General features: G+C 57.8%; 11 protein-coding genes. All 11 read left to right on the forward strand.

Annotated elements, in window-relative coordinates; all coding sequences use genetic code 11:
• Positions 1–40 precede the first annotated feature (40 nt).
• A complete protein-coding gene (locus ACXHGZ_RS05070) occupies positions 41–2,248 on the forward strand; it encodes a bifunctional prephenate dehydrogenase/3-phosphoshikimate 1-carboxyvinyltransferase (protein ID WP_480463994.1) in 2,208 nt (735 codons plus the stop codon).
• Positions 2,245–2,931 carry a (d)CMP kinase gene (cmk, locus tag ACXHGZ_RS05075; RefSeq protein ID WP_084854917.1) on the forward strand — a complete coding sequence of 229 codons (687 nt, stop codon included), beginning with the start codon at positions 2,245–2,247 and terminating at the stop codon, positions 2,929–2,931. The genes ACXHGZ_RS05070 and cmk overlap by 4 nt, the downstream gene beginning before the upstream one ends.
• A 124-nt stretch (positions 2,932–3,055) precedes the next feature.
• Positions 3,056–4,732 (forward strand): 30S ribosomal protein S1, encoded by a 1,677-nt coding sequence (gene rpsA, locus ACXHGZ_RS05080; RefSeq protein WP_084854918.1) that lies wholly within the window; start codon positions 3,056–3,058, stop codon positions 4,730–4,732.
• 320 nt (positions 4,733–5,052) lie between these two features.
• The gene (gene ihfB, locus ACXHGZ_RS05085; RefSeq protein ID WP_084854919.1) at positions 5,053–5,349 is read left to right on the forward strand and encodes an integration host factor subunit beta; all 297 of its coding nucleotides are present in this window, start codon (positions 5,053–5,055) and stop codon (positions 5,347–5,349) included.
• A gap of 20 nt (positions 5,350–5,369) precedes the next feature.
• A complete protein-coding gene (locus tag ACXHGZ_RS05090) occupies positions 5,370–5,633 on the forward strand; it encodes a lipopolysaccharide assembly protein LapA domain-containing protein (protein ID WP_480462719.1) in 264 nt (87 codons plus the stop codon).
• A gap of 728 nt (positions 5,634–6,361) precedes the next feature.
• Positions 6,362–7,795 carry an MBL fold metallo-hydrolase RNA specificity domain-containing protein gene (locus tag ACXHGZ_RS05095; protein WP_480462721.1) on the forward strand — a complete coding sequence of 478 codons (1,434 nt, stop codon included), beginning with the start codon at positions 6,362–6,364 and terminating at the stop codon, positions 7,793–7,795.
• Positions 7,796–8,019: 224 nt separating this feature from the next.
• Positions 8,020–9,084, forward strand: a complete 1,065-nt coding sequence (locus ACXHGZ_RS05100; RefSeq protein WP_480462723.1) for an LPS O-antigen chain length determinant protein WzzB — start codon at positions 8,020–8,022, stop codon at positions 9,082–9,084.
• A 167-nt stretch (positions 9,085–9,251) separates the two neighbouring features.
• A complete protein-coding gene (locus ACXHGZ_RS05105; RefSeq protein WP_480462725.1) occupies positions 9,252–10,571 on the forward strand; it encodes a Wzz/FepE/Etk N-terminal domain-containing protein in 1,320 nt (439 codons plus the stop codon).
• A gap of 241 nt (positions 10,572–10,812) precedes the next feature.
• Positions 10,813–11,298: a transcription termination/antitermination NusG family protein gene (locus ACXHGZ_RS05110; RefSeq protein ID WP_465001824.1), complete on the forward strand. Its 486-nt coding sequence runs from the start codon at positions 10,813–10,815 to the stop codon at positions 11,296–11,298.
• Between the two features lie 170 nt (positions 11,299–11,468).
• Entirely contained in the window at positions 11,469–12,725 is a 1,257-nt protein-coding gene (locus ACXHGZ_RS05115) for a lipopolysaccharide biosynthesis protein (RefSeq protein WP_465001825.1), read from the forward strand.
• Between the two features lie 32 nt (positions 12,726–12,757).
• Entirely contained in the window at positions 12,758–13,756 is a 999-nt protein-coding gene (pseB, locus tag ACXHGZ_RS05120; RefSeq protein WP_465001826.1) for a UDP-N-acetylglucosamine 4,6-dehydratase (inverting), read from the forward strand.

A 13,756-nucleotide genomic window follows, 5' to 3' on the forward strand; every position in this document is an offset into this window, starting at 1 on the left:
CGCATCAGTGGTAAACGCAGCAAGCACCAAACCCGCACCAATCATCAACCGCCTGGTCGTGGTAGGCCTCGGCCTGATCGGCGGCTCCTTCGCCAAGGGCCTGCGCGAAAGCGGCCTGTGCCGGGAAGTGGTCGGCGTCGACCTGGATGCCCAGTCGCGCAAGCTGGCCGTGTCCCTGGGCGTGGTCGACCGCTGCGAAGCGGACCTGGCCGCCGCCTGTGTCGGTGCCGACGTCATCCAGCTGGCCGTGCCCATCCTGGCCATGGAAAAGGTGCTCGCCCACCTGGCCCGCCTGGACCTGGGCGACGCCATCATCACCGACGTCGGCAGCGCCAAGGGCAATGTCGTGCGCGCCGCCCGCGAAGCCTTCGCCGAACGCCTGCCGCGCTTCGTCCCGGGCCACCCGATCGCCGGTTCCGAGCAGAGCGGAGTAGAGGCCTCCAACGCCACCCTGTTCCGCCGCCACAAAGTCATCCTCACGCCGCTGCCGGAAACCGACCCCGCCGCCCTGGCCCTGGTCGACCGCCTGTGGCGTGCGCTGGACGCCGATGTGGAACACATGCCGGTGGAGCGCCACGACGAAGTCCTGGCCGCCACCAGCCACCTGCCGCACCTGCTGGCGTTCGGTTTGGTCGACTCCCTGGCCAAGCGCAATGAAAACCTGGAGATCTTCCGGTACGCTGCGGGAGGCTTCCGCGATTTCACGAGAATCGCCGGCAGCGACCCGATCATGTGGCACGACATCTTCCTCGCCAACCGCGAGGCTGTCCTGCGCACCCTGGATACATTTCGCAGCGACCTCGACGCCTTGCGCGACGCGGTCGATGCAGGGGACGGGCACCAGCTGCTGGGTGTGTTCACCCGCGCCCGGGTTGCCCGCGAGCATTTCAGTAAAATCCTGGCCCGCCGGGCCTATGTGGACGCTATGAACGCCAACGATCTGATTTTCCTGGCCCAACCTGGTGGCCGCCTGTCCGGACGGATCCGCGTTCCGGGCGACAAGTCGATTTCCCACCGCTCGATCATGCTTGGCTCGCTGGCCGAAGGCACCACCGAGGTCGAAGGCTTCCTCGAAGGCGAGGATGCCCTGGCGACCCTGCAAGCCTTCCGCGACATGGGCGTGGTCATCGAAGGCCCGCACCATGGCCGCGTGACCATCCACGGCGTCGGCCTGCACGGCCTCAAGCCGCCACCCGGGCCGATCTACCTCGGCAACTCCGGCACCTCCATGCGCCTGCTCTCGGGCCTGCTGGCCGGCCAGCCGTTCGACGTGACCATGACCGGCGACGCGTCGCTGTCCAAGCGCCCGATGAACCGTGTGGCCAACCCGCTGCGCGAAATGGGTGCCGTGGTCGAGACCGGCCCTGAAGGCCGCCCGCCGCTGACCATCCGCGGTGGCCACAAACTCAAGGCCCTGGACTACACCCTGCCGATGGCCAGTGCCCAGGTCAAATCCTGCCTGCTGCTGGCCGGCCTGTATGCCGAAGGCACCACCACCGTCACCGAGCCGGCGCCGACCCGCGACCACACCGAGCGCATGCTGCGTGGCTTCGGCTACGACGTGCAGACTAATGGCCCGGTGGCATCGCTCAAGGCTGGCGGCAAGCTCAGCGCCACCCGCATCGAAGTACCGGCCGACATCTCCTCGGCCGCCTTCTTCCTGGTCGCGGCCTCCATCGCCGAAGGCTCGGAGCTGGTGCTCGAGCACGTGGGCATCAACCCGACCCGTACCGGCGTGATCGACATCCTGCGCCTGATGGGCGGCGACATCACCCTGGAAAACCAGCGTGAAGTCGGCGGCGAGCCGGTGGCCGACCTGCGCGTGCGCGGTGCCAAGCTCAAGGGTATCGACATTCCCGAAGCGCTCGTGCCGCTGGCCATCGACGAATTCCCGGTGCTGTTCGTCGCCGCGGCTTGCGCCGAAGGGCGCACCGTGCTGCGTGGTGCCGAGGAGCTGCGGGTCAAGGAATCGGACCGCATCCAGGTCATGGCCGATGGCCTGCTGACCCTGGGTGTGAAGTGCCAGCCGACCCCGGACGGCATCATCATCGACGGCGGCCAGATCGGCGGCGGCGAAGTGCATGGCCACGGCGACCACCGCATCGCCATGGCCTTCAGCGTCGCTTCGCTGCGTGCCAGCGCACCGATCCGCATCCATGACTGCGCCAACGTCGCCACCTCGTTCCCCAACTTCCTGGCGCTGTGCGCCGAAGTCGGTATCCGCGTCGCAGAAGAGGGCAAGCCGTGAATTCCCAAGCGCCGGTCATCACCATCGATGGGCCAAGCGGCTCGGGCAAGGGCACCGTCGCCGGCATCCTCGCCCGCGAACTGGGCTGGAGGCTGCTGGACTCCGGCGCCCTGTACCGCCTGCTGGCCTTCAACGCCACCAACCACGGCGTCGACCTGACCAACGAAGAGCTGCTCAAGGCCCTGGCCGCCCATCTGGATGTGCAGTTCATCGCTGCCGAACCGGGTAAGCTTCAACAGATCATCCTCGAGGGTGAGGATGTCAGCAATGTGATCCGCACCGAAACAGTCGGCGCCGGCGCCTCCATGGTCGCCTCCCTGCCGGCGGTGCGCGAAGCGTTGCTGCAGCGCCAGCGCGCCTTCCGCGAAGCCCCCGGGCTGATCGCCGATGGTCGCGACATGGGCACCGTGGTGTTCCCGGACGCGCCCTTGAAAGTGTTCCTCACCGCCAGTGCGGAGGAACGCGCACGACGCCGTTATTTGCAGTTGAAGGGCAAGGGCGATGATGTTAGTCTGGCGAGTCTGCTGGATGAGATCCGTGCGCGCGATGAGCGCGACACCCAGCGTGCGGTGGCCCCGTTGAAACCAGCGGCCGATGCCATCCAGCTGGACTCCACCGAGTTGTCCATCGAGCAGGTGTTGCAACGTATCAGGAGCGAGCTCGCCCAGCGCGATCTGCTCTGATAACCAGGGAAGCAGGCAGGGTCACCAGTCAACGTCCTGCCGGCTTTCCTTTATATGAACGAAACCCACATTGTCTGGAATGTGGCTATGGGCGTCTGTTTCGCCCGAATCTACAGGAATTAAAATGAGCGAAAGCTTTGCAGAACTCTTTGAAGAAAGCCTGAAAACCCTCAATCTTCAGCCGGGCGCGATCATCACCGGTATCGTTGTCGACATCGACGGCGACTGGGTTACCGTTCACGCTGGCCTGAAGTCCGAGGGCGTCATCCCGCTCGAGCAGTTCATCAACGAAGCTGGCGAGCTGACCATCAAGGTCGGTGACGAAGTTCACGTTGCGCTGGACGCGGTCGAAGACGGCTTTGGCGAAACCAAGCTGTCCCGTGAAAAAGCCAAGCGCGCCGAGTGCTGGATTGTTCTGGAAGCAGCTTTCGCCGCCGAAGAAGTGGTCAAGGGCGTTATCAACGGTAAGGTTAAGGGCGGCTTCACTGTCGACGTTAACGGCATCCGTGCGTTCCTGCCGGGCTCCCTGGTCGATGTCCGCCCTGTGCGCGACACCACCCACCTGGAAGGCAAAGAGCTGGAGTTCAAGGTCATCAAGCTGGACCAGAAGCGCAACAACGTTGTCGTTTCCCGTCGCAGCGTGCTGGAAGCCGAGAACAGCGCCGAGCGCGAAGCCCTGCTGGAAACCCTGCAGGAAGGCCAACAGGTCAAGGGTATCGTCAAGAACCTCACCGACTACGGCGCCTTCGTGGACCTGGGCGGCATCGACGGCCTGCTGCACATCACCGACATGGCTTGGAAGCGCATCAAGCACCCGTCGGAAATCGTCAACGTTGGTGACGAAGTCGACGTTCGCGTCCTGAAGTTCGACCGTGAGCGCAACCGCGTTTCCCTGGGTCTGAAGCAGATGGGCGAAGATCCGTGGGTAGCTATCACTGCCCGCTACCCAGAAGGTACCCGCGTACAGGCTCGCGTGACCAACCTGACCGACTACGGCTGCTTCGCTGAGCTGGAAGAAGGCGTTGAAGGTCTGGTACACGTTTCCGAAATGGACTGGACCAACAAGAACATCCACCCGTCGAAAGTCGTTCAGGTTGGCGACGAAGTGGAAGTCATGGTTCTGGACATCGACGAAGAGCGTCGTCGTATCTCCCTGGGCATCAAGCAGTGCAAGTCCAACCCATGGGAAGACTTCTCCAGCCAGTTCAACAAGGGTGACAAGATCACCGGTACCATCAAGTCGATCACCGACTTCGGTATCTTCATTGGCCTGGACGGCGGCATCGACGGCCTGGTTCACCTGTCCGACATCTCCTGGAACGAGTCCGGCGAAGAAGCCGTACGTCGCTTCAAGAAGGGCGACGAGCTGGAAACCGTCATCCTGTCGGTCGACCCAGAGCGCGAGCGTATCTCCCTGGGTATCAAGCAACTGGAAGACGATCCGTTCTCCAACTTCGTTGCTCTGAACGACAAGGGCGCTATCGTCAAGGGTACCGTCAAGGAAGTTGACGCCAAAGGCGCCATCGTCACCCTGGCCGACGACATCGAAGCTACTCTGAAGGCTTCCGAAATCAGCCGTGACCGCGTTGAAGACGCGCGTAACGTCCTGAAGGAAGGCGACGAGATCGAAGCCAAGATCATCAGCGTTGACCGCAAGTCCCGCGTCATCAGCCTGTCCATCAAGTCGAAGGACGACGCTGAAGAGCGCGAAGCTATCCAGAGCCTGAAAAACGCTCCGGAAGCTGCTGCCGACACCACCATGGCTGCGCTGCTGCGCGAAGCTATGGCCAAGCAGAACTGAGTTCTGTTTGATCGGTAAAAAGGGGCGACCTTCGGGTCGCCCTTTTTTTTGCCCTTCCCACGCTACCCCCCTGTGGGAGCGGGCTTGCCCCGCGATAGCGCCCGCCCAAGCGCCACTGTTCACGGCCCTTCCACGCCCAGCCCGCGCAGCCAGCCCCTCACCCAGCCTCCCTACGCTCAAGTCCCTCTACCACTCGGGTTCGCGCCCCACCCATTCTTGAATTTTTTTATTAAGTCAAGATGCACCCTGTTCAAATCTTTCAGAGCGTGCTACAAACTGGTTAAGCAATGATCTAGCTGCTTGATAACGAAGGGAAAAATATGACGAAGTCGGAGCTGATCGAACGTATTGTCACCCATCAAGGGCTGCTCTCGTCCAAGGACGTGGAGTTGGCCATCAAGACCATGCTTGAACAGATGTCCCAGTGCCTGGCCACCGGCGATCGCATCGAGATCCGTGGCTTTGGCAGCTTTTCCTTGCACTACCGCTCACCCCGCGTAGGCCGCAACCCGAAGACCGGCCAATCGGTGAGCCTTGAAGGCAAGTATGTCCCGCACTTCAAGCCCGGCAAGGAATTGCGCGACCGGGTCAACGAAGAAGAACACGCCCACACCTGAAGGGCAGAAGGAGCAGTCTGATGCGTAACCTCAAGCGCGCCGTGGCGGCGTTGTTCGTGCTGCTGCTGGCAGCCGTGGTGCTGTTCTTCGTGCTGGAGAACCAGCAAAGCGTCTCCCTGATCCTGTTCGGCTGGGCCGCCCCCGCCGTGCCGGTAGCCGTGCTGGTCATCGCCGCCCTGGTCATCGGCCTCGCCGTCGGCCCCTTGCTCGGTGCCTACGGCGTGCTGCGCAGCAAGCGCAAGATCCGCGCCTCCGCCCGCCAGGCTGCCCTCTCCGGTAACTGACCCACTTCCGCGCGCAGCCCAAACCTGTGGGGGCGGGCTTGGCCCGCGATCACCGGCAATGCCGGTGCCATACACCGCATCCCCGCAACCACAACCCGATCTCCCAGCCCCTGCGATCCCTGTGGGAGATTCTATGACGCTGGACAAGCTCAAATTGCCTTCGTTTGGTTTCTCAGCTGTATAAATACGGCCCAGGCTCCGCTTGCTTCGTGGGAGATCACCCAGCCCTTTGGGCTGCGCTGTCGCGCAGAGAACAAGTGGTTAGCGCCGCCTTCTTCTGTGGGAGCGGGCTTGTCCCGCGATTGGGCCGGCCCAGCCGCCGCAGCTGTATGGCAAGGGCTTCGCCCTTGATCGCGGGACAAGCCCGCTCCCACAGGCCTCGTTAAATCAATGAGTTATGCGTTGTTCTATGAGAGCTGGCGATAGCCTGCGATGGGCCGCGAAGCGGCCCCTTAAGTCTGGTAAGGGCTCCACCATTCGAGGCTTGGGGCTGCTTTGCAGCTCATCGCAGGCTGTCGCCAGCTCCCACCGAGATTGCGCCGCTCCCTATGGGAACGGCCTGCGCCGCGAAAGGCGCGCAAAGCGCCCCCAGCATTCTCCCAAACCTCCACAACCCACTCACCAATCAGATATTTCCTACATTCATGTAGGAAGCCCGCCCTGTAACTCCCTCCAAGCCGCATGGACTAATACCCAATTCCAATCCGCACAGGGAAGGCCTCACCGGCATGGACTACCCCAACCTCTCACACCACGGCGCCACCCGCAGCGTCACCGGTTCCTGCCACCAACTCCACCTCGACAGCACCAGCAGCCTATTGATCGACTGCGGCCTGGAGCAAGGCACCGACGCCACCCCCAACAGCCAAACCACCCCCCTCGATTTCGCCATCACCGGCATCCAGGCCCTGATCATCACCCACGTCCACCTCGACCACGTCGGCCGCATCCCCGCACTCCTGGCCGCCGGCTACCGAGGCCCGATCCTGTGCAGCGAGCCCTCCGCAAAACTCCTGCCGCTGATCCTCGAAGACGCCTACCGCCTCGGCATCTCCAGCGAACCCGCACAGATCGCCCGCTACCTGGACCTGCTGAACCGCCTGGTCGTCCCGTTACCCTTCGGCCAGTGGCACACCATCACCCAAACCCCCGACCTCGAATGCCGCATCCGCCTCCAGCGCGCCGGGCACCTGCTGGGCTCTGCCTATGTCGAGTGCGATATCCGCTACCCCAGCCAAGCCACCACAACCCGCATCGTCTTCTCAGGCGACCTCGGCGCCCCCGACAGCCCACTGCTACGCGCCCTGCAGCCACCCGAACGCGCCGACATCCTGGTGCTCGAAAGCACCTACGGCGACCGCCTGCACCCAGACCGCAGCGAGCGCCAACAACGCCTGGAGTCCGCCATCGACCGCGCCCTCGCGGACCAAGGCACCATCCTCATCCCGGCATTCAGCCTGGGCCGAACACAAGAGCTGCTCTACGAGCTGGAAGACATCCTCCACCGCAAGGCGCTGCTGAGCGATGAAGAAAAGCCCGGTACCGACCCGCTGGATTGGTCCCAACTCCCCATCATCCTCGACTCCCCCTTGGCCCAGCGCGTGACCCAGGCCTACCGCGAGCTGCACGACTACTGGAACACCGAAGCCAGGCAACGCCTGGGCGAAGGCCGCAAGCCATTGGGTTTCCGCCAACTGATCTGCATCGATACCCATGCCAAGCACCAGCAGGTGGTCAACTACCTCAAGAGCACCGGCCGACCCGCCATCGTTATCGCCGGCAATGGCATGTGCTCGGGTGGACGGATCGTCAATTACCTCAAGGCCATGCTCGAGGATCCGCGGCATGAGGTGATGTTCGTGGGCTACCAGGCCAGAGGTACGCCGGGTGCGGTGATCCAGGCGAGCAGTGGCGCGGACAGGACGGCATGGGTCGAGTTGGATCAAGTGCGTTATGAGATACGTGCGAAGGTAATGACACTCGAAGGGTATTCCGCACATGCGGACCAGGCAGGGTTGGTACGGTTTGCCCTCGGCCAGGGCCAGCCGGCGAGGCGAGTGGTGCTGGTGCATGGAGAGGGGAGGGCGAAGCTGGTCCTGGCCCGAGCCTTGCGGCTACGTTACGAGGAGCTGGGGTATGAGCTGGACGTCACAATTCCGTGAGTGCCGTTTGGCGGCAAGGTAAATTTTGGTCGGAAAGCAGGGAACTTCTTTGGTCGGGTTCCCTCTACTGCTGATTAATGCTTAAGGCGTAAGGCGGTTCTTGAGCGTGTTGGCAAAATGACGCTACGCTTCAATTGAGTGGCTTGCGCCACCGACGGACGGTCGGTTGGTTGATGGGCTACCGGAGCATGCGGATAGACGTGACCCAAGGAAAAACAGAATAGATGCGCAACGAACCTGAGCGCCTGAGTAGTACTGGTGACGAGATTGACCTTTTCGAGCTGATCGAGGGATTGTGGAAGCAGAAGGTGTTGATCCTCGTGACGACTGTAGTCGTGACGGCGATTGCGGTGGCGTATGCGTTTCTGGCCAAGCCTGTGTATGAGGCGAAGGTTTTTGTGCAACCCCCGACTCAAAATGATGTCTCCCCGCTGAATTATGGTCGCGGTGGGAACACGGGTTTGAGCATGCTGACGGTGAAGGATGTCTATGACATTTATCTGCGGAATCTTCAGTCGGAGTCGTTGCGCAGGGAATTCTTCCGGAGCGTCTATCTGCCTAGCCTACCTGAGGATGAGCGCAGTGGGTCGCAGGATGAATTGTACAGTCGGTTTCAGGATGTCCTTTCGCTTGGTGTCGCTGCCAAGGAAACACCTAATCGTTTCTTCGTAAAGGCTAACGTATCCGATCCCCAGCAAGCTGCCGAATGGGTTGTCCGTTATCTGGAAATGGCGGGCCGTCGTGGGCGGACAGAGGTGGTCAGGGACGTGAAGGCTGACGCCACGATCAAGGCTAACAACCTGGAGCAGCAGATCAACGCCGCGCTGGAAAGCGCACGGAAACAGCGCGAAGACCAGATTATCCAGCTGACAGAAGCGTTGCGTGTAGCCAAATCCATTGGCCTTGAGAAGCCACCGATCATCTCGAACACCTTGTCGAGTGAGGTTTCGGCTGGCATGGACGGCTCTTTGATGTACATGCGTGGTACCAAGGCTTTGGAGGCTGAAATCGACAACCTTCGTAAGCGTACGTCAGATGATGCGTTCGTGAAGAATTTGCGGCAACGGCAAGAGGTGTTGGCGTTTTATCGTACGTTGCAGATTGATCCGGGCGTGATACAAGTCTATAGGCAGGATGGGGCTGTTGAGTCTCCAGATAAGCCGGTAAAACCTAAAAAATTGATCATTGTGATGCTTGGTTTGGTTATGGGGCTTGCCTTGGGTGGAGGGCTCGCGTTCTTGCGCCATCTTAAGGCTGAGATGAGTGGGCGTAGGAGAAGGCAGGCTTGATCTGATGATAGCCTTATGCTGGTATCTTTAGAGCCGAGCTGTCACAATGAACCCATTCGTCCGCACCGGACAGGGATGGTTCAGCAGGCTGATTCTAGCTATTAGGCGATGATGGCGAAATAACTGTTCCTGTCAGGTTTGGTAATTTTCCACAGACAGGCAGTGTCATGACCAGCATCGTTCCAGCTCCGCATGCAATTTCTCAGGATGAAATAGATCTATTGGCAATGCTCCGATCGATTTGGCGACAGAAGCTATTGATCGGAGTTGTTGCCATATGCTGCATGATGGTTGCGGGAATCTATGCTTTCAGTGTTACACCAGAGTATGAGGTTAGCACCACTCTGCGCCCTGCTGCTCTGAATGACTTGGATGAGCTGAACCGTACCCAGGTTTATTCCCTTCCGCCGAGCGAGGCACTGAAGCGTGTCGGTTCGGCGCTTGACTCTTATGACACCCGCTTAGGCTACTTCCGTTCCAATTCCTCTTTGCAGGCGGCCTTCATGAAGGATGGCCGTACATTGGAGCAGGCGTTTGAAGAGTTCAACTTCAAGGCGTTGAGGCTCATCCAGCCAGACCCTAAGAAAACAGACCTATTGAAGGCCTATATTGGTCTGGAAATGCGCTATCCAGAAGGCTTGGATGGGAAGTCCATTCTGAACGGCCTCGTTCAATATGCAATTGTGAGCGAGCAGCAGCAGATTTCCAGGGATCTGAAGGTCATCATTCAGAACCGTATCAAAGAGGTGGATACCAAGCTGGATGCCGCACGCGTAGATTATTCCGCTGAGAAAGATGGCCGGATTGCCGAACTGCTAGAGGCTGACACGATAAAGCGTGCTCGTCTGAACGATGAGTTGCGTGCTTTGCGCTTACAGTTAAAGCTGCGTCGAGATAACCGAATTGCTCAGCTCAATGAGGCTATTTCGATCGCTCGGTCTCTGGGTTTGAAGCGCCCGTCCACACCGTCGAGCCTGGGGCAGGCTGATACTGAATCCACCGGTAATGTGATTCGTACTGAGGTTATCAATCAGCAAATTCCTTTGTATTTTATGGGGACAGATGTGCTTGAGGCTGAGCAGCGTGCCTTGCGTAACCGCACCTCAGATGATTTTGCTGACCCGCGAGTCGCGGAGCTCCGAAAGGAGCTGTTACTGTTAGAAAATAACCGTAACGTTCAGGCGCTGAGGGGGCGACAGAACGATGAGCTTTTCTTCAAGGGGATCGAGGCGCTGAGAGCTGAGCGTTCTCGGCTTTCTGCTATCAGTACTGACATGAGCACGCTGCAGCTGGTTTCCGTTGACCGTTTGGCGGTGGACCCTGTGAATGCCGTATGGCCAAAGAAAGGAATGTTCCTGGTGTTGGGGTTGGTGTTGGGTTGCTGCTTGGGTGTTGTGGTGGCGCTCCTGCGTCATGTGGCTCAGGCTCGTATACATCAGATGGCACGTATAGAGGTTGCTCCCCTGCCTCGGATTGTAGGCGCGTAGGGCGGTGTAGAGGCCTCATCTGATGCTTTTCTGCGATGCCATTTACCGAACGTGTAATCGATAGTGATCGGTTAAGGGGTTACTGGTAATCTTACGGAAAGAAGGTTATCTCAGGGCTCTAGGTAGCAAGCTCCGAGTGACTACGGTGCCGCAGGGAAGTATGACCTTCGGTGCTGGATAGGTTCGGATATTGGTGGGTTGAGTCGAATATGAATTTGGAAACGCTTGAAGCGCCCCAGAAATGAAGCAGCAAAGCTGGTATCTGGTTCAATGCAAGCCTAGGCAAGATGAACGCGCAGAAGAGAATCTCATGCGGCAAGGGTATGTGTGTGCCAGGCCTAGATGTAAACGTGGGCGGCTTGTGCGTGGGCATCTGCAAACGAAGATTGAATCTTTGTTTCCAGGCTACTTATTTATCCAAATGTTCGATGATTCCAACTGGTCTCCATTACGGTCTACCCGTGGGGTTAGCAACGTTGTGAGCTTTGGCGGGCGCCCCTTGGCCGTTAGCGAAAGGCTTGTCGGTGACCTTCTGCAACGGGCAGAAATTGAGTTAACAACCGCCTACGAGGTCGGCGATAATGTTCGGCTTGCAGCCGGCAATTACGCCGAGCTTGATGGCATTTTCATGGCAATGGATGGTGAGGATCGAGTCATTCTGCTGATCCAACTGCTCCGTCGCCGCCACCAGGTTAGCGTGCCGTTAGCTGATATAGCGGCTCGCTGAGAGGCTGGTGGTGCTGCACGCAGGGGTGAAAGCGCAAATACAGCGTTCTCAGGAAATGAACGGAAAATCCTGGGGCGGTAGCGTGCCTAGAGCCAGAGTTCAGCTTGGCTTCAAAGGCGTTTTTAAGAAATTACTGCTTTGCAGTGCCAACCTTAAACCGATTAAGCCTAATGCGCGTACGCAATTTCCCACAGCTTATTAATATTGCACTTCGCGGCATGACGCTGGCCAGCAAATTTCTGCTGATCTTCTTTCTTGCTCGCTTTCTTGAGCCTGCTGATTTAGGGGTTTATGGATTGTTGGCTGCTACGATCACGTACTCGCTGTATTTGCTGGGTTTTGATTTTTATACTTATACAACACGAGAACTGCTCAAGTTTGGTCGAGATCAATGGGGCGGATTCCTCAAGGCTCAAGGTGCTCTCACGCTGGTTCTATATATAATCTTTCTGCCCTTACTGGGGCTGATTTTTTTGAAAGGTTTATTACCCCATTCTGTGGTTGGCTGGTTTTTTGTACTTCTGGTGCTTGAACACCTGACCCAAGAGTTAGGGCGTTTATTAGTGGCTGTTTCAGACCAGTTATATGCCAGCCTGGTTTTATTTTTACGTTCAGGTGTATGGGCTGTATTGTTGACAGTGTTGATGTTTGTTGACGCAGATACCCGTACATTGAATATGGTATTGGGGGCATGGAGTATTGGCAGTGCAATGGCACTACTGCTGGGATGCTACCGGGTCAAACGCATGGGGCTGTCTGGGTGGCATACAAAGGTAGATTGGCGCTGGATTTCAAAGGGGCTGAAAGTCGCTTTGGCGCTGTTAATCGCGACATTGGCGATTCGTGGCTTGTTTACCCTTGACCGCTATTGGGTTCAACATTTGGCGGGCTTGGACGTTCTCGGTGCTTATGTGCTTTTTATGGGTATTTGTTCCGCGCTTATTTCATTTCTCGATGCGGGCGTTTTTGCGTTTATATATCCAGGGCTTATCAGCGCTTATCAGGGGCAGAGTGCTGTAAGTTTTCGTCAGGGTGTCCATAAACTACTGGTTCAAACGGTAAGCCTTTCAGTCTGCTTTGCGGTAGTTGCATTGCTACTCATTGAGCCGTTGTTGTCATGGCTCGATAAACCGCTTTATAGCGCCCAGTTAGCTTTGTTTCCCTGGCTTCTTCTAGCGACTGTGTTATATGTCATTGGCATGGTTCCGCATTTTGCGTTGTATGCGCAGGGATATGACAAGCCGATTATCCATAGCCATATCGCCAGCCTGCTGGTATTCGTTTTGACAACTTGGGCTTTTGCACACTATCGGGCTCTGCTAGCAGTGCCTATGGGCTTGTGCATGAGCTTTCTATGCATTCTGTGCTGGAAGTCATGGAGCTACTTCCGTTTGACATCAGCACAGTACCGTATTTTCCAATCCTGATTTTGGTCAGGTAGCCACTAAGGGACGTGTCAATGTTCACCAACAAAACCATCCTCATCACAGGCGGTACCGGCTCCTTCGGTAACACCTTTGTGCCTATGACTCTCGCCAAATACAACCCGAAAAAGATCATCATCTTTTCCCGGGACGAGATGAAGCAATGGGACATGGCCAAGAAATTTGAAGGTGATTCGCGTGTGCGTTTTTTCATCGGCGACGTTCGTGACAAGGATCGTCTCTACCGAGCCCTCGATGGGGTTGATTACGTTGTTCATGCCGCTGCTACCAAAATCGTGCCAACGGCTGAATACAACCCGTTTGAGTGCATCAAGACCAACATTAACGGTGCAATGAACCTTATCGATGCATGCATCGATAAGGGTGTAAAGCGTGTCGTTGCCCTCTCTACAGACAAAGCAAGTAGCCCAATCAACCTGTATGGGGCTACCAAGCTGGCATCCGACAAACTGTTCGTTGCGGGTAACTCCTACGCAGGTGGTCATGACACTCGGATGGCGGTTGTCCGTTACGGCAATGTCATGGGTTCCCGTGGCTCGGTAATCCCCTTCTTCATGTCCATCAAGGATAAGGGGGAGCTCCCAATCACCGATGATCGTATGACCCGTTTCATGATTTCTCTGGAGGAAGGGGTCGAGCTGGTGTGGCATGCCTTTGAGGACATGGAGGGCGGTGAGATCTATGTGAAGAAGATCCCGTCGATGAAAGTGACTGATTTGGCCCGAGTCGTCGCACCAAACGCCAAGCAAAAAGTTGTGGGTATTCGCCCTGGTGAAAAACTGCACGAGCAGATGATCAGTGCTGAAGATGCTTATTACACTTATGAATACCCTGAGCACTTCAAGATTTTGCCTGTGATCAATGACTGGGCGACTTGCCCGGAGCGAATCAAAGACGGTAAAAAAGTTCCTGAAGGTTTTGTCTACTCCAGCGATAACAATACTGAGTGGATGAGCGACGAGGATCTGCAGAACTGGATCACCCTCAACAAAGAAAAAATCGGGAGCATCTGA

The organism is Pseudomonas shiyinii (genome assembly GCF_056725765.1).

Bases quoted from the DNA above. Each gene is read 5' to 3' on its own strand.
- rpsA (WP_084854918.1), top strand. From the start codon at position 3,056: ATGAGCGAAAGCTTTGCAGAACTCTTTGAAGAAAGCCTGAAAACCCTC.
- ihfB (WP_084854919.1), top strand. From the start codon at position 5,053: ATGACGAAGTCGGAGCTGATCGAACGTATTGTCACCCATCAAGGGCTG.
- ACXHGZ_RS05090 (WP_480462719.1), top strand. From the start codon at position 5,370: ATGCGTAACCTCAAGCGCGCCGTGGCGGCGTTGTTCGTGCTGCTGCTG.
- ACXHGZ_RS05095 (WP_480462721.1), top strand. From the start codon at position 6,362: ATGGACTACCCCAACCTCTCACACCACGGCGCCACCCGCAGCGTCACC.
- ACXHGZ_RS05100 (WP_480462723.1), top strand. From the start codon at position 8,020: ATGCGCAACGAACCTGAGCGCCTGAGTAGTACTGGTGACGAGATTGAC.
- ACXHGZ_RS05105 (WP_480462725.1), top strand. From the start codon at position 9,252: ATGACCAGCATCGTTCCAGCTCCGCATGCAATTTCTCAGGATGAAATA.
- ACXHGZ_RS05110 (WP_465001824.1), top strand. From the start codon at position 10,813: ATGAAGCAGCAAAGCTGGTATCTGGTTCAATGCAAGCCTAGGCAAGAT.
- ACXHGZ_RS05115 (WP_465001825.1), top strand. From the start codon at position 11,469: ATGCGCGTACGCAATTTCCCACAGCTTATTAATATTGCACTTCGCGGC.
- pseB (WP_465001826.1), top strand. From the start codon at position 12,758: ATGTTCACCAACAAAACCATCCTCATCACAGGCGGTACCGGCTCCTTC.